Genomic DNA, 16,195 nt, shown 5'->3' on the forward strand with positions numbered 1-16,195 from the left:
CCACCGCGCAGGCGCGCAGCAACCGGCTGCGCACGATCGAAGGAACCGCATGTCCAGCACCACGCTACTCGCTCCGCAGCAGGCCCGCATCGCGGTGATTGGATTGGGCTATGTCGGCCTGCCGTTGGCCGTCGCGTTCGGCGAGCAACGCGATACGTTGGGCTTCGACATCGATGCGCAGCGGGTCGCGCAGCTGCGCGACGGCCACGATGCCACACTGGAGCTGGACGACACCGAGCTGGCTGCCGCCACCCGGTTGCGCTACACCGCGAATGCTGCGGACCTGGCTACGTGCAGCATCTTCATCGTCACAGTGCCGACGCCGATCGACAGCTTCGAGCAGCCCGACCTGGAACCGCTGCGCAGTGCCACCAGCTTGATCGCCGCTGCGCTCAAACCCGGCGATCTGGTGATCTACGAATCCACCGTCTACCCGGGCACTACCGAAGAAGTCTGCGTGCCCTTGCTCGAAGCCGCATCGGGGCTGCGTTTCAATGACGACTTCTTCTGTGGCTACAGCCCCGAGCGCGTCAACCCGGGAGATCGCCAGCGGCGTCTGCGCGATATCCGCAAGATCACCTCCGGCTCCACCGCAGAAGCCGCCGATGCGGTCGACGCGCTGTACGCCAGCATCATCACTGCCGGCACCTGGCGGGCGCCGTCGATACGCGTGGCCGAGGCCGCCAAGGTGGTCGAAAACATCCAGCGCGACGTCAATATCGCATTGGTCAACGAGCTGGCCTTGATCTTCGACAAGCTGGGCATCGATACGTTGGAGGTGCTGGAAGCCGCCGGAACCAAGTGGAATTTCCTGCCGTTCCGTCCCGGCCTGGTGGGTGGTCACTGCATCGGGGTGGATCCGTATTACCTGATGCACAAATCCGAAAGCGTGGGCTATCACCCGGACCTGATCCACACCGCGCGCCAGGTCAACAACCGCGTCGGCCGGCACGTGGCCGAGCGCGTCTGCGGCATGCTGGCCACGCGTGGCGTGGTGCTTGCGCAGGCGAGGGTGCTGGTGCTGGGCGCCACCTTCAAGGAGAACTGCCCGGACCTGCGCAACAGCCGCGCGCTGGAGCTGGTGCAGCTGCTGCAAGCCGCGGGCGTGCAGGTCGACACCTGCGACCCGTGGGCCGACCCCGCAGAAGCGCTGCAACACGCCGGCGTGCAGTTGTGCGAGCTTGCGGACGAGGGTGCGTACGACGCCGTCGTGCTGGCAGTCGCGCATGCGCAATACCGCGACTACGACACCCAGCGTATTGCCGCACTGGGCAAACCGGGTGCGGTGATTTACGACGTCAAATCAGTGTGGCCGCGCGAGGCGGTCAGCGATCGTCTGTAGCGCGGTCGGTCTGCTGCAGCCATTGCACCGCGCCATGCGCGGCACGTAATCCGCTGGCGAAGCAGGCAGTCAGCAGATAGCCGCCGGTCGGTGCTTCCCAGTCGAGCATCTCGCCGGCGCAGAACACGCCAGGCTGCGCGCGCGCCATCAGCTGCGTATCCAGCGCCTCCAGCTGCACGCCACCGGCCGAGCTGATCGCCTCGGCAAGCGGACGCGCTCGCAACAGGCGTAACGGCAGGCGTTTGAGCGTACGCGCCACCAGCGCAAGATCGTCGCCCGCCTGTTTGCCCAGGTGTTCGTAGAGCAAGGCGGCCTTGACGCCGTCGATGCCGACCTGCCGGCGCAGATGCTCGCTGAAACTGCGTCCCTTGCGCGGTTTTTCCAGTTCGGCGCTGATGCGTTCCAGCGAGCGTCCCGGGAGCAGGTCCAGGCCCAGCTCGGCGACGCCATCGGCATCGATCTGCGCGCGCAGATCCGCAGCCAGCGCATAGATTAGGCTGCCCTCGATGCCGGTGGAGGTCGCAACGCACTCGCCCTGCAGTTGCTGCGGTGTGCCGCTGCGATCCTGCCAGTGTGCGACCACGGGCTTGAGCGGCGCACCGGCATGCCGCTGCACAAAGTGCGCGCTCCAGGCGATGTCGAAGCCGCAGTTGGCCGGCACCAGCGGCGCCACCGCAATGCCGCGATCCTGCAGCACGCCTTGCCAGAGACCATCGGAGCCGAGCTGCGGCCAGCTGCCGCCACCAAGCGCCAGCACCACCGCATCTGCGGTGCGTTCGACATCACCGGTGGGCGAGTGGAAACGCAAGCCACCGTCATCGCTCCAGCCAAGCCAACGGTGCTGCACATGAAACACAACGCCTTGTTCCTTGAGTCGACGTACCCAGCCACGCAGCAGCGGCGCGGCCTTGCGATCCATCGGGAACACGCGCCCCGAGGTGCCGACATAGGTCTCCACGCCCAGGTCGCGCGCCCAGGCGCGCAGCGCGTCCGCATCGAACTGCTGCAACCACGATGCAACGGCCTCGCTGCGCTCGCGATAGCGCTGCGCAAACAACGGCATCGGATCGGAGTGGGTGAGGTTCAAGCCGCCCTTGCCGGCGATCAGGAACTTGCGCCCGACCGAACCCTTGGCTTCGTACAGGTCGACCGCAAGGCCTGCCGCACATGCCACCTCTGCCGCCATCAGGCCGGCCGGTCCACCACCGATGATGGCCAGCCGCCGCTTGCTCGCATCCGTCATTGCTCAGCCCTTCAGCGCGGCTGCACGCCGAGCAATTCCACATCGAACACCAGCGATGCGCCGGGCGGGATCACGCCGCCAGCGCCGTTGTCGCCATAGCCGTACGCGGGCGGAATCATCAAGCTGCGCTTGCCGCCCACACGCATGCCGGCCACGCCCTCGTCCCAGCCGCGAATCACCTGATGGCCTCCCAGCACGAACTGGAACGGCTCGGCGCGGTCGAGCGAGCTGTCGAACTTCTTGCCATGCTTGTCGGCGGCTTTTTCGTCGTACAGCCAGCCGGTGTAGTGCACGGTGACCAGCGCGCCCGGTGTGGCTTCGGCACCGGTGCCTATGTTGCGGTCGATCCGCTCGAACGTGGCGATGGTGCCGCCGGACGGCGGCAGGGCAGGCGCACAGCCCGCGAGCAGCAGGGCAGCACAAAGCGTCGACAGAAGGCGCATGGGATGGTCCAGCAAAGGGAGTGCATCATTATCGCACCTGGCTCCCGGTATCATCGCGCCCATGGCCAAGCTGCTGCTCAATCTGCGCAATGTTCCCGATGACGAAGCCGACGAGGTACGGGCACTGATGCGCGAGCATCTGTTGCAGATCTACGAAACCCGGCCCAGCAACTGGGGCATCTCCGCCGGCGGCATCTGGCTCAGTGACGATGCCGATCACCCGCGCGCCAAGGCGCTGATGGATGCGTATCAGGCCCAGCGCGGCGCCGTGGCGCGTGCGCAGCGCCAGGATGCGCTCGCTGCCGGCACGGCCGAAACCTTCGGCGCGCTGCTGCGCAAGCGGCCGTTGTTCGTGATCGCCACGTTGATCGGCATGCTGGTTGTCGCCTCGCTGGTCCTGCTGCCGTTCCTGCTGTTGCGCGGCTGATCGCACCTGCGGCCGCATCGGCTTAAAATGGCCGCATGATCACCAATACCGCTGCCTACCAATTCGTCACCATCCAGGACCCGCAGTCGCTCGCCGACAGCGTCCTGGCACACGCCGGGCAGCAGGCCTTGAAGGGATCGGTGCTGGTGGCCGAAGAAGGGATCAACCTGTTTCTGGCCGGCGAAGCCGAGCAGATCGACACGTTCTATGCGTGGCTGCAGGCCGATGCGCGCTTTGCGCAGATGCGCATCAAGTACAGCCTGAGCGCGTTGCAGCCGTTCGCGCGGCTCAAGGTGAAGGTCAAGCTGGAGATCATCAGCTTTCGCCGCGACGATGCCTCGCCGCTGCAGGGCCGTGCGCCGGCGGTGACGCCCGCCACGCTGCGCGAGTGGATGCGGGCAGGGCGCGACGATCGCGGCCGCCCGCTGGTGCTGCTGGATACGCGCAATGCCCAGGAAGTGGCGTACGGCACGTTCCAGGGCGCGCTGACGTTGCCGATCGACAAGTTCACCGACCTGCCGGCGGCGCTGGAAGCGCATCGCGCTGCATTGGCCGACGCCACCGTGGTCAGCTTCTGCACCGGCGGCATTCGTTGCGAGAAGGCGGCGTTGTGGATGCAGGCCGACGGCATGGACAACGTACTGCAGCTCGAAGGCGGCATCCTCGGCTATTTCGAAGAAGTCGGTGGCGAAGGCTATGACGGCCGCTGCTTCGTGTTCGACGAACGCGTTGCACTCGATGCGCAATTGCGCCCATTGGTGGATGCCGAGCGCAGCACCGAAGCAGGAAAAATCTGACCGAGCGCGAGTGAAATGCCCGATGTTCGCGTATTGGGCCCGCTCGCATCATCCGATCACGCCGCGATAGTGCATGCAATGCCTACCATGACACGCGGCGGCAGAGTACTTCGCGTTCTGACTCGAACGTAATACGTCGCATCGAGCTTGCCCTGAATTATTCACGGAGATAGGCTGCACCAGCCAGCCGCACAGCGAGGACAACAAGGATGACCATCAGAGTTTTTCTGATCGACGATCATGCACTCGTGCGTACCGGCATGAAGATGATCCTGTCCAAGGAAGTGGACATCGATGTGGTGGGAGAAGCGGAGAGCGGGGAAGCGGCCTTGCCGCAAATTCGTCAGCTCAAGCCCGAGATCGTGCTGTGCGATCTGCACCTGCCCGGTGTCAGCGGCCTGGAAATCACCGAGCGCATCGTCAAGGGCGATTACGGCACCCGCGTCATCATTGTCTCGGTGCTGGAAGATGGCCCATTGCCCAAGCGTCTGCTCGAAGCCGGCGCATCGGGGTATGTCGGCAAGGGCGGCGATGCGCAGGAACTGCTGCGCGCGGTGCGCGAAGTCGCCCTGGGCCGGCGCTATCTCGGCAATACCATTGCGCAGAATCTGGCCCTGTCCAACCTGGAGGGGGGCGGCTCGCCCTTCGATGCACTGTCGCCGCGCGAACTGGAGGTCGCCCTGTTGCTGACCCAGGGTCTGCGCCAGGAAGACATCGCCAAGCGCTTGAACCTCAGCGCCAAGACCATCAACACGCACAAGGCGCGCCTGTTCGAGAAGGTCGGCATCCAGGACAACATCGCCCTGGCGCGTCTGGCCAATCAGTACGGCCTGACCGATCCGGCGCGGACCTTGTAAACCGCGCCTTCGGATTTTCGCGCTCGCAGACATAGCCGTCAGATGCTGCTGCACAACGCGTCGATGAAAACAGGCATACGCTGTTTTGCGCAGGAGCGGCACTCCGGCGTGCAAGCGAACGCGCGTGCTCACGTCGGCATTCACTGCCCGAGAGGCGCTTCGCTTGCGACGGCTGCCGATGACGACGTGTCGCTACAGCGCAGTGCGCCGCGCCATTGGAGCAGGGCGATTGAATCGGTTTGAACGCCGCTGCATTCGATGACGAGCGGTTGCCGATGCGCAGCAGCGGACATTTCGGTCTGCTGGCGTGGATGCAGTTACGGCGCAGGGCCATGATGGCGCTGGCTTCTGCCTGAGTCCTGATTTTGGCGGCAATCGCCCCGGCGCTCGTTGATGCGGCGGGAAACAGTGCCCGGGTCAAGCGCGACTGCGAGCGCAGCAACTGTTTCGTTGCGATTCCTGCAAGGCCTGGTCACCCACTATCGGCATGACACTGCCGCACGCAAAAACAAGGCGGCCCGAAGGCCGCCTTGTTTGACACTGCCCGCCTGGATTCACGCAGGCGGTTTCAACCGGCTGGGAAACGATCAGTGATCGCCACGCGGCTTGTTGGTGTCGTCCTGCTGCTCCTGCGCGTCATCGCCATTGCGCGCTGCATCTGCCGGCTTTGCTGCCTCTGACACGACGACCGTCGGCGTCGGCTTGTCGGCAGTGTGCTCGTTGGCGTCTGCAGACAGCACGGGCGTGACCGCTGCAGGCCGCTCAGGCGCCTTGTACGGCACCGGCGTTTCGGCCTGCGTCGATGTCGCGGTCGCTGCTGCTGTTGCGTCGGCCGGAGCCAATGCGTCAAGCAGCGTGGTCTGCACCGGAGCGTACGGCTTGCGTGCCGGCGCAGCATCGGCAGCCGGCGAGGTCTGCGGCACCGTGGCGGTGGACGTCGCAGCAACATCGGCAGCCGGGCTTGCCGCCGTTGACGGCTCGGCATGCGGCGGCCTGGATGTCACGACGTCTGCCTGCGCGCTGGAAGGCGCAGCAGCGACCGGCTTGGGCACACTGACGGCTGCCGGTGCTGCGTCGGTTTTCGCCGGCTCCGCTTGCGTTGCTGCCGCAGTTGCAGCCGGTGCTGCCTGTTCCTGCCGAGCAACCGCAGGCGCTGCAGCGTCGGCGGATGCCGACGATGCCGACGATGCCGACGGCACCGACGTTGACTGCACAGCCGGCTCGGGCGAACGCACGACCGAAGGAGCCGCACGCTCGACCGGCTGAGCTGCAGGAGCCGCAGCTGGCGTCGCGACCGGAGCCGAGGTGTCAACCTGCGTCGAGGCAGCGGACGGAGCCGAAGCGACAACCGGAGCCTGAGCCGGCGAGGTCGCCGATTCCTGCGCAACAACCGAAGCCTGAGGCGCTTGCGGGCTCGTCGATGCAACGGCAGAAGCCTGCGCAGCCGGTGCCGATGCAGCCGACGCCGTGTTGCTGGCCGAGGCGGTTGCAGCCGGTGCCGCGGAGGCCGCCGATGCATCGCCACGTGCCTGCTCGGCTGCGGTGATTGACGGCGTTGCAGCCTGCTGCTCGAACGACGGCGTGGCATTGGAAACCGGCGCCGTGGTCGACGTCGTGTCGGCCGCCAGCGGTGCTTCCGCACGTTCCTTCGGAACCGGACGCGGCTTCACTGCGGCCGGAACGCTGGATTCCGGCTTGGCGCGTACCGATACCGCGGGCGTGCTCGCGTCATCGTCGAAGTCGAACTCCGGCTGACCGGCGCGCGGGGCAGCCGAGGTGTGGACCTGCGCACCGGCTTCGTCGCTCTCGTTGTCGCCATCGAGATCGCCTTCGGCATCGCCGTCCAGATCGTCCGTCTCCAGACCATCGACGCCGGTACCGCCTTCACCGTTTGCGCCAGCGCCACGACGACGACGACGGCCACCGCGACGACCGCGACGACGACGGCTGCCGCCCTCGCCATTTGCCGCATCATCGCCTGCTGCCTCCGGCGGCTGACCCTCCGCATTTGCATCGGTACCGCGATCGGCCTGCGACTCGGTCACGATGACCTCGACCGGGTGCGCCGGGGTGGCCGAAGCTGCCGCTGCCGGCGTTGCCGGTGCTGCGGTGTCGGCAATTGCCGCGACCACGGTGGCAGTCGTTGCGGTTGCAGCGGTGGAGGTCAGCGTCTGCGCCGAGGCAGTGCCTTCTTCCTGACGCGCAGGGCGCTGCTGCCGCTCGGACGGCGCGCCGTCCTGCTGCTGCGCAGCTGCACGCGGCGGGCGCGGTGCCTGGTTCTGCGGCTTCTGCTTCTGCTGCTGGGCCTGCTGCGGCTGCTTGGGCTGTTGCTGTGCCTCGTTGCGCGGCGGCTTGGGCACCTGCACCTGCTGCGCCTGACCGCCGTTTTGCGCAGCCTGGCCGTTGGCCGGCTGGCGACGCTCGTCACGACGCTCCTTGTTGGCGCCATTGCCGTTGCCGCCATTGCCGCGGTGCTGATTGCCACCGTTGCCGCCATTGCGGGCATCGCGGCCGTCGCGACGCTGGCCGCCACGATCGCCACGCTCGTTGCGGCTGCTGCGGCCGGCATCGTTCTGACGCGGACGCTGGGTCGACTCGGGCGCAGGCGCGACCGGCTCGACGCCGCCGAAGATGCGCTTCAGCCAGCCGACCACACCGGTGACCGGCGCGGGAAGCGGCAGTGGTGCGACCGGAGCCGGTGCAGGTGCAGCGGCAACCGGGGCAGGGGCCTCTTCACGTAGCGGAGCCGGCTGGCTCGGCTTGATCGAGGTCACTGCCGGCGCAGCCGGGATATTCAACTGTGCCTTGGTCAGCGCATGCACCGGCAGCTTGCGCGGGGTGCCGCGCTGGTAGCTCGGCTTGCCGCTGTCTTCGCCCAGCTCGTTCTCACGCAACCGCGTGACTTCGTAGTGCGGGGTGTGCAGCTGTTCGTCGGCGACGATGATGATCGGCGACTCGTGGCGCTGCTCGATCTCGCGCAGCGCGCTGCGCTTTTCGTTGAGCAGGTAGTTGGCGATCTCCACCGGGGCCTGGACCAGCACCTGTCCGGTGTTTTCCTTCATAGCGTGCTCTTCGGCCACGCGGATGATCGACAGCGACAGCGACTCGACGCTGCGCATGCGGCCATGGCCGTCGCAGCGCGGACACACGATCTGGCTGGATTCGCCCAGGCTCGGACGCAGGCGCTGGCGGCTCATTTCCATCAGGCCGAAGCGCGAGATGCGGCCCAACTGCACGCGTGCGCGGTCGTACTTGAGCGCGTTCTGCAGCTTGTTTTCCACTTCGCGCTGGTGCTTGGTCGAGGACATGTCGATGAAGTCGATCACCACCAGGCCGCCCAGGTCGCGCAGGCGCAACTGGCGGGCCACTTCCTCGGCCGCTTCCAGATTGGTCTGGAAGGCGGTTTCTTCGATGTCGCTGCCCTTGGTGGCGCGCGAGGAGTTCACGTCGACGGCGGTCAGTGCCTCGGTCTGGTCGACCACGATCGAGCCGCCCGACGGCAGGCGCACGTTGCGCTCGTAGGCGCCTTCGATCTGCGATTCGATCTGGAAGCGGTTGAACAGCGGAATGTCGTCGGTGTAGTGCTTGAGCTTGCGCAGGCTCTGCGGCATCACCTGCTGCATGAACTCCTGGGCATCGGCATACAGCTCCGGCGTATCGACCAGGATTTCGCCGATGTCGGCGCGCAGGTAGTCGCGCAGGGCGCGGATGATCAGGCGCGATTCCTGGTAGATCAGGAACGCGGCCGGCTTGCTCAGCGCCGCCTCGGCGATCGCCTTCCAGGTCTGCAGCAGGTAGTCCAGATCCCACTGCAGCTCTTCGGCGTCACGGCCGACACCCGCGGTGCGGATGATCACACCCATGTCGTCGGGGATGTCGAGCTTGTCCAGCGCTTCCTTCAGCGCGGCACGGTCTTCGCCCTCGATCCGGCGCGAGACGCCACCGGCGCTGGGCGAATTGGGCATCAGCACCATGTAGCGGCCGGCCAGCGAGATGAACGTGGTCAGGGCGGCGCCCTTGTTGCCACGCTCTTCCTTGTCGACCTGCACCACGATTTCCTGGCCCTCACGCAGCAACTCGCGGATGGTCGACTTGTTGTGGTCGACACCAGCCTGGAAATAGTCGCGGGAGATTTCCTTCAGCGGCAGGAAGCCATGGCGCTCGGCGCCATAGTCCACGAACGCCGCCTCCAGCGAGGGCTCGAGCCGGGTGATACGGCCCTTGTAGATGTTGGACTTCTTTTGTTCCTTGGACGGCTGTTCGATGTCGATGTCGTACAGGGTCTGGCCGTCCACAATCGCCACGCGCAGCTCTTCGGCCTGCGTTGCGTTGATCAGCATTCGCTTCATTGTTGCGTTCCTCTCGCGCTCTACCGCGCGGAACGCCGTGACGTTTCGCCTCTGGAACAGCTTGTCGGCCCTTCGCGCAACGCGCGGACAGGCCTGACCAGGGTTTCCAGCGCTGCAACACCACGGCAGGCCGCGGGAGCGCTTGTCTTAAGTTTTATAGGTGTTTCAGGGCCGGCAGCCGCGTCCGGACGAACCGGGGCAGCGCACGGGACATGTTCAGCGCGACGGTCAAAAACCGCCGGCGATGGCCGGGTAGGCCGGTGAGCCGCTAACATGGCCGCCCCGGGGGCGGTGGTCGCGCACTGTGCCGGAATCATCGGAAGGCAGGCTTCTGGCCAATCAACTTCCAACGAAATCAAACCCTTATCTCGCTCGCCGAGTGTAACAGAATAAAGAGCCGGATGACCGACCCCCAGACCCCCAAGCCGCCCACCGACCGTGTGGGCGTGCGCATTCTCAAAGTTCCGGAAGACCGTGCTGGGCAGCGGCTGGACAATTTCCTGCTCGGCCAGCTCAAGGGCGCGCCACGCAGCCTGATCTACAAGCTGGTGCGCAGCGGACAGGTGCGCGTGAACGGCGGGCGGGCCAAGGCCGAGCGCAAGCTCGAGGGTGGTGAAGAAGTGCGAATCCCGCCGGTGCGCGTGGCCGAGGAGGGCGACAAAGCGGCGCCACCGGCATCGTTCCTGGCGCGGCTGGAAGCGGCGATCGTGTTCGAGGACGCGCGCCTGCTGGCGCTCAACAAGCCGTCCGGGGTCGCCAGCCATGGCGGCAGCGGGATCAGCTTCGGCGCCATCGAAACCCTGCGCGCCCTGCGGCCGAACCAGACCCTGGAGCTGGTGCACCGGCTCGACCGCGATACCTCCGGCCTGCTGATCGTGGCGAAGAAGCGTTCGGCGCTGACCGAGCTGCAGGCCTTGATGCGCGAGGACGACCGTGTCGAAGGGCGCGGCATCACCAAGCGCTATCTGACCTTGCTGGTCGGCCGCATGCCGGACGGGGTGATGACGGTCGATGCGCCGCTGCACATCGGGCTGCGCCAGGGCGGCGAGCGGCATGTGCAGGTCAATGCGATCGGCAAGCCCTCGCTGAGCCATTTCAAGCTGCTGGAGCGACGTGGCGGGCACTCCTATTGCGAAGTCCGTATCGAAACCGGCCGCACCCACCAGATCCGCGTGCACGCCCAGCACCTGGGGCACCCGGTGGCCGGCGACGACAAGTACGGCGAAGCGGAGGTCAACAAGCGCCTGCGCGACCAGCTCGGCCTGAAGCGCCTGTTCCTGCACGCTGCTTCGCTGGAATTTGCGCTGGATGCCGGCAAGACGCCCTATGTGTTGAGCGCGCCGCTGGCGCCGGAACTGGCCGAGGCATTGGACCGGCTGGGGCGCTGAGGCGCCGCGGCGACGCATCCGTCCCGGTCGTGGCCGCCAGCGCGTCGCCGATGTGTCCTGGCGGTCGAGCCGATGGTCGTGCCGGCACTGCGGCTGCGGTTCGGCCGGGTGTTAAGGCGTGGCGAAGCGGAACAACACCAGGCTGATCGCCAGTGTGCCCATGCCGGCCACCAGGCCGTAGACCGTCTCGTGGCCCTGCGCGTAGCGCTTGGCCGCCGGCAACAATTCGTCCAGCGCCAGGAACACCATCACCCCGGAAATCAGGCCGAAGACCGTGCCGAACACCGCTTCTGACAGCACGCTGGACAAGGCCAGATAGCCGATGCCGGCGCCGATCGGCTCGGCCAGTCCGCTGAGCAGGCTGGCGCCGAAGGCGTAGAACTTGTTGCGGGTGGCGAAGTACACCGGTACCGCAATGGCGATGCCCTCGGGAATGTTGTGGATGGCGATGGCGAACGCGAGCGGCATGCCGACCGCGGGGCTTTCCAGTGTGGCGAAGAAGGTCGCCAGGCCTTCGGGGAAATTGTGCGCGGTGATGGCGATGGCGGTCATCAAGCCGACCCGGCGGATATAGGCACGGTTGTCGTCGCGGAACAGCGGATCGTCGCTGGACAGGCTCTGGTGCGGGTTGGGCACCAGGCGGTCGATCACCATGATCAGCAGCATGCCGGCCAGAAACGCCAGCGTGCCGAAGGTGAAGCCGAGCTTGTCGTTGTAGGCGTTGGAGAACGAGGCGATCGACTTGTTGAGAATCTCCGACAGCGACACATACACCATCGCACCGCCGGCGAATGCCAGCCCGAATGCCAGCAGGCGCGGGTTGGGCTTCTTGGAGAACACGACCATCAGGCTGCCGAGTCCGGTCGCCAGGCCAGCGGCCAGCGTGACCGCAAATGCGGTCCAGACATTGTGGGATGACACTTCGAGCATGTGACGCACGACCTCGTGGAATAGAACGTACTCGGCGGGGAGCGTGGCGACTGCTGCTGCGCACTTTGCGCATGACCACACTGCGGCTGCAGGATGGCCATGCCTGGATGACGAACGCGTGGTGTCTGGCGCGATAACCCCGACGCGTGCACGCTGGCATCAGGCGCGCACCGTGGGTAGCTGGAGCTGATGCAGGCCGTTCGCCGTGCTCAGTCTTGCGCGCTGCGCGCCGGCGCGTTGCCGCGGCCGTACGCGCAAGGCATCGAAGGCGGCTTAGCCGCCTCGACGCGCACGCTCTTCGATGGCGAAGCATTCGTCCGGGCGCGGCACCGGCGGCTTGAACGCGACCGGCACCTGGATCGTCTGCGGCACTGCCTGGCCATTGCGCGTGGCGGCCCGGAATTTCCATTCGCGCACGCGTTTTTGCGCGGCTTCGTCCAGCACCGGCTGACCGCTGCTTTGCGATACCGAGACGTCGGTCGGGGTGCCCTCGACACCGACCACGACCCGAAGCACCGAGGTGCCACCGATGCCGGCACAGGCCAGCTGCGGGGAGTATTCCGGCGGCGGGGTCTTCAAGGCGGCCAGTTCGGTCGGTGCCACCGCCGGGGCGGTGGGCTGCTGCGACGACTTGCCACACCCGCTGATGCCGACGGCAAGGAACAGGCCGGCGAGGGCAGCGCGAGACAGGGTCATGGGGTGGCTCCTTGATCGTAAAGCTGGGCGGTCTTGGCCGCACAGATGAAGTCGTTTTCGCTCAATCCGCCAACGTCGTGGGTGGAATAGCGCACCACCACGCGGTCGTAATGCACGCCCAGGTCGGGGTGGTGGTCTTCGCGGTGGGCGATCCAGGCCAGCGCATTGACGAAGGCCAGCGTGCGGTAATAGTCGGCAAAGCGGAAGGTGCGGGTAATTGCCGTGCCCACTTCGGCCAGCTCCCAGCCCGGCACCTGCGGCAGCAGTTCAGCCAGACGCGCTTCGCCAAGCTTGTGGTCGCTGCCCTTGCGCGGCAGGCAATGGGCCTGTTCCAGGGGAATCAGATCGGTCATGACAGTCTCGCAGGGGTGGCGGACAGCGCGTTCACTCAGGATCACGGTGTTCCATGAGCGCAGGCGCATTGAGCGGTAGAATAACCCGCATGATCCAGATATCCGACAAAGCCCAAACCTATTTCCGCAAGCTCATCGAACGCGAGGGCGTGCCCGGCATGGGCGTGCGCCTGAGCGCGGTGGATGCGGGCACCCCGCGCGCCGACGCCCGGCTGGAGTTCGCCGAACCGGCGGACCTGAGCGGCGACGAATGGGCGATCGACTGCGACGGCTTCACCTTATATATCGTCGCCGCCAGCGTGCCCTGGGTGGATGGCGCCGAGATCGACTACGTCACCCAGTCCACCGGCAACCAGCAGCTCACCATCAAGGCACCCAAGATCAAGGGCGAAGCGCCGGCCGAGTCCGCATCGATGGTGGAGCGCGTGCGCTGGGTGGTGGAGAACGAGATCAACCCACAGCTGGCATCGCATGGCGGCCGCGTGGCGGTGCAGGAGGTCTCGGCAGAGGGTGTCGTGCTGCTGCGCTTCGGCGGCGGTTGCCACGGCTGCGGCATGGCCGATGTGACCTTGAAGCAGGGCATCGAGAAGACCCTGATGGGGCGCGTGCCCGGCGTGATTGCGGTGCGCGACGCGACCGACCACGCCACCGGCGACGCACCGTATATCCCGCGCGACAGCGCGGCCTGATTCCGCGCCACCGGTGACCACGGCCGCCGATCTGCTGCAGGCACTGCGCGCGCGCATGCCGGGCAAGCTCATCCTGGATCGGCGCACCGGTTTGCCTTACGGCTGGGCAACCTGGATGAGCAGCCGCCTCGGGCCGGCGGCTGCGTTCGACGATGACCAGGTGTTGGGCGTGCTGCTGGCACGGCCAGCACCGCCTGCAGGCGCTGGCGTGGCGTTGTTGTCGCCGTTTCAGGCATTTCGCAGCCTGTGGTGGCAGCACTGGGAGCCGCGACCAAAAGACCAGCGACCACAGCACTGGCTGGCGCTGCTCGGCAGCCTGTTGATCCATCTTGGCTTCATCGCACTGCTCATTTGGGTCGTCACGGTGCGCTGGGCGCCGGATGACACCCAGACCGGCGACGAATCACGGGTGCGCATGACCTTCATCGGCGACGGTGCGGCAGAGCAGGGCGGTGGGCAAGGGCAGCCCGCTGACGCTGCGCAGGCCGCCTCGGGCGATGCGGCTTCGGCGCCGCAGTCCAGTGCATCCGCTGCGACCGACAAGCCAAGCGCAGCGCCGTCGGTGCCTGCGCCTGTCGAGTCCGTCGACCCTCCTTCAAGCACAGCCCAGGCCCAGGACACCGCGCCGGAACCGGTGGCTGCCGCTGCCAGCGAACCGGTGGCGCCGGAGGTACCACGCGTGACCGTGCAGGTGCCGCCGGTGACGATCGAATCGCCGCTACAGGTCACCGAAACACTGGTGGCCACGAACGACTTTGTCGTGCCGCCACCGCCGACGATCACGGTGGCGCCGCGTCCGGTCGCGCCGGCCGCACCGCAGATCGAGGTGCGTCAGCGCGATGTCCAGACCGTGACCGAGCAACCGCAGCTACGCGAATTGCAGCGTCCCGCTTCGACCGTCGCGATGCGCACTGCCACCGCACCGACGGTGCGCGAGCGGGAAATCGTCGTGCCGGACCGGCCCCAGGTCGTTGCGCCGTCGGTGCGCAGCCGCGAGATCACACCGACGGTGCGCATGCCTGAGGTGGCCATTCGAACGGCCGAGTTGCCAAGCGTGCCGGACCCGACGCCCCAACCGGCACCGGCAGCGCCAGCCCAGCAGACGCCGACGACTCCAGCGCCGACATCGTCGACGTCGGTAGCTGCAGCAACCCAGCCATCGGCGGCCCCCACGCAGCCCAATCAGGCACAGGCGAATTCGGCGCGATCGGCGCAACCCAGCAGCACCACGGCGGCAGCCGCATCGGCAGCCAAGCCGGCGACCAGCAATGCCGGTCCGGCGCCAGCAGACCGCAGCGGCGGCTGGGATGTCGCGGCCAACGCGGACGACTGGAGCAAATCCGACCGTCGTCGCGCCGGCGAAACCACAGGCGCCAATGGAGCACGCAACGGCATGTTCAATGCAGACGGCAGCGTTCACGTCGCCGCCGGAGCCGGCGATGCCGGCAACGGCGCCGGTGATCGCGGACCGCCAGGCAGCGAAACCGATACCTGGACCCGCGACCAGATCGCCCAGGGCGGCACCTGGCTCAAACGTCCGCCGTACGGCTACACACCGACCTCGCTGGACAAGTACTGGATGCCGAACCAGTCGCTGCTGCAGGAATGGGTGCGGCGCGGCCTGAAGAAGATCGAAATCCCGATCCCGGGAACGACCACCAAGATCAGTTGCGTGGTGTCGTTGCTGCAGTTCGGCGGCGGCTGCGGCCTGAGCGACCCGAACCTCAACGATCAACCGGCAACAGCCAGACCGCCGCCGGATGTGCCGTTCAAGCCGGAGCTGCAGGAGGATGTCGGGATGCGCAAGCGTACTCTTTAAGAGAGATGAGCTCACCAGAGTTCTATCGCTTCAATATCCTTATTGCCCATTCTCCGCGACTGGCATACGCGTCGAGCTATGCCCTGGTCAGTACGAGGCATGGCTCTTCCTCGAGTTCGATTCCCACATCGAATGGTTCTATGAGCGCTCCGGGATCGTGCTCAGGCGGCTCGGTCGGTCATAGGAAATGGCCTCGCTGGTCGTATTCCTGTATTCGGAGCGGGCCAGCTTCATCGATGGGGCCGGCGTGTGCATAGACTCAGGCTCGGTGTTTGCCATCGCCAGTTGAGCCGGGCGAGGCAAACGCTCGGAAGCAGTGTCGATTGAATATTCCCCGATGTCCGATCTCCACTCCTGGGCGTACGTGCTCCAATCAGGCGCCGCAACCTGGGTGAGGCCGTTCTACACCGTCGATTGCCATCTGCCATGACGGCTGGTCCTGCATGGTATTCAAGGCAACAACAGAAGGGCTTGCATTGGATCGATGACTGACCTTGCAAGGTTGCGCTCGCCGCCGTAGGCATCATCCAAGTGTCGAGGATTCTTCGTCCTGCTGGTTGCGCTGATTGGGTCAGCCGAGATGGCTCGCCTCATGCCTTAATCTCTTCGGGCAATCAGGAACGCAAGCGGACTAGAAGGCTCCAAGGATTTATCGGTAGTATGGCGACCGGAAAGCAGTCAATTTTGAATCGGCAGCAGAATCTCATCAGAGCATTCACAAAAAATGACAGCGCCGTTTGATGTCGGAGCGGAGCCGATCGCGGGGACGGAAATACATTCATACTACCGCGACCGCCCAGCAAGTGAGTTGAGCCCGCTGCTGAGGTCAGGCGCAGGCTTCACGATGTTTTGGCATGCTGTC

Annotated in this window: 13 protein-coding genes and 1 pseudogene; 8 read left to right on the forward strand and 6 right to left on the reverse strand. The window is 66.2% G+C overall.

The window, feature by feature from the left end; translation table 11 throughout:
- Positions 1-49: 49 nt before the first annotated feature.
- Positions 50-1,342 (forward strand): nucleotide sugar dehydrogenase, encoded by a 1,293-nt coding sequence (locus DYQ94_RS12320; RefSeq protein WP_126966124.1) that lies wholly within the window; start codon positions 50-52, stop codon positions 1,340-1,342.
- Here DYQ94_RS12320 and DYQ94_RS12325 read toward each other — a convergent pair.
- Both DYQ94_RS12325 and DYQ94_RS12330 read right to left on the reverse strand, forming a co-directional pair.
- On the reverse strand, positions 1,326-2,585 hold the full coding sequence (locus tag DYQ94_RS12325; RefSeq protein ID WP_126966125.1) for a TIGR03862 family flavoprotein: 1,260 nt from the start codon (positions 2,583-2,585) through the stop codon (positions 1,326-1,328). The two genes, DYQ94_RS12320 and DYQ94_RS12325, sit on opposite strands and share 17 nt — an antisense overlap.
- A gap of 11 nt (positions 2,586-2,596) precedes the next feature.
- A complete protein-coding gene (locus DYQ94_RS12330) occupies positions 2,597-3,028 on the reverse strand; it encodes an FKBP-type peptidyl-prolyl cis-trans isomerase (protein ID WP_160955143.1) in 432 nt (143 codons plus the stop codon).
- 61 nt (positions 3,029-3,089) lie between these two features.
- Between DYQ94_RS12330 and DYQ94_RS12335 the strand changes: the two genes are divergently transcribed.
- From DYQ94_RS12335 to DYQ94_RS12345, 3 genes are all read left to right on the forward strand, one after another.
- Entirely contained in the window at positions 3,090-3,455 is a 366-nt protein-coding gene (locus DYQ94_RS12335) for a DUF6164 family protein (protein ID WP_126966126.1), read from the forward strand.
- A 35-nt stretch (positions 3,456-3,490) separates the two neighbouring features.
- The gene (locus tag DYQ94_RS12340) at positions 3,491-4,252 is read left to right on the forward strand and encodes a sulfurtransferase (protein WP_126966127.1); all 762 of its coding nucleotides are present in this window, start codon (positions 3,491-3,493) and stop codon (positions 4,250-4,252) included.
- A gap of 209 nt (positions 4,253-4,461) precedes the next feature.
- Positions 4,462-5,109 (forward strand): response regulator, encoded by a 648-nt coding sequence (locus DYQ94_RS12345; protein WP_024938667.1) that lies wholly within the window; start codon positions 4,462-4,464, stop codon positions 5,107-5,109.
- A 587-nt stretch (positions 5,110-5,696) separates the two neighbouring features.
- On the opposite strand, the gene DYQ94_RS12350 is transcribed toward DYQ94_RS12345, so the two are convergent.
- Complete coding sequence (locus tag DYQ94_RS12350) at positions 5,697-9,449, reverse strand: Rne/Rng family ribonuclease (RefSeq protein ID WP_160955150.1); 3,753 nt, start codon at positions 9,447-9,449, stop codon at positions 5,697-5,699.
- Positions 9,450-9,859: 410 nt separating this feature from the next.
- Between DYQ94_RS12350 and DYQ94_RS12355 the strand changes: the two genes are divergently transcribed.
- Entirely contained in the window at positions 9,860-10,846 is a 987-nt protein-coding gene (locus DYQ94_RS12355) for an RluA family pseudouridine synthase (protein ID WP_016904562.1), read from the forward strand.
- Positions 10,847-10,957: 111 nt separating this feature from the next.
- Here the strand turns inward: DYQ94_RS12355 and zupT are convergent, their stop codons facing one another.
- The 3 genes from zupT to DYQ94_RS12370 form a co-directional block, all read right to left on the reverse strand.
- Entirely contained in the window at positions 10,958-11,776 is an 819-nt protein-coding gene (gene zupT / locus DYQ94_RS12360) for a zinc transporter ZupT (protein ID WP_016904561.1), read from the reverse strand.
- A 273-nt stretch (positions 11,777-12,049) separates the two neighbouring features.
- A complete protein-coding gene (locus DYQ94_RS12365; protein WP_039527161.1) occupies positions 12,050-12,472 on the reverse strand; it encodes an energy transducer TonB in 423 nt (140 codons plus the stop codon).
- Positions 12,469-12,825, reverse strand: coding sequence for a 4a-hydroxytetrahydrobiopterin dehydratase (locus DYQ94_RS12370; protein ID WP_039815276.1), 357 nt, complete (start codon positions 12,823-12,825; stop codon positions 12,469-12,471). The genes DYQ94_RS12365 and DYQ94_RS12370 overlap by 4 nt, the downstream gene beginning before the upstream one ends.
- Positions 12,826-12,914: 89 nt before the next feature.
- Between DYQ94_RS12370 and DYQ94_RS12375 the strand changes: the two genes are divergently transcribed.
- From DYQ94_RS12375 to DYQ94_RS12385, 3 genes and pseudogenes are all read left to right on the forward strand, one after another.
- Entirely contained in the window at positions 12,915-13,514 is a 600-nt protein-coding gene (locus DYQ94_RS12375; RefSeq protein WP_024938663.1) for an NfuA family Fe-S biogenesis protein, read from the forward strand.
- 13 nt (positions 13,515-13,527) lie between these two features.
- Entirely contained in the window at positions 13,528-15,333 is a 1,806-nt protein-coding gene (locus tag DYQ94_RS12380) for a transmembrane repetitive protein (RefSeq protein ID WP_160955142.1), read from the forward strand.
- Between the two features lie 142 nt (positions 15,334-15,475).
- Positions 15,476-15,622 (forward strand): annotated as a pseudogene (locus DYQ94_RS12385) (SDR family oxidoreductase); the annotation flags it as partial.
- Positions 15,623-16,195: the final 573 nt, after the last annotated feature.

Source organism: Xanthomonas sp. LMG 8993 (assembly GCF_009835065.2).
Taxonomy (GTDB): domain Bacteria; phylum Pseudomonadota; class Gammaproteobacteria; order Xanthomonadales; family Xanthomonadaceae; genus Xanthomonas; species Xanthomonas arboricola.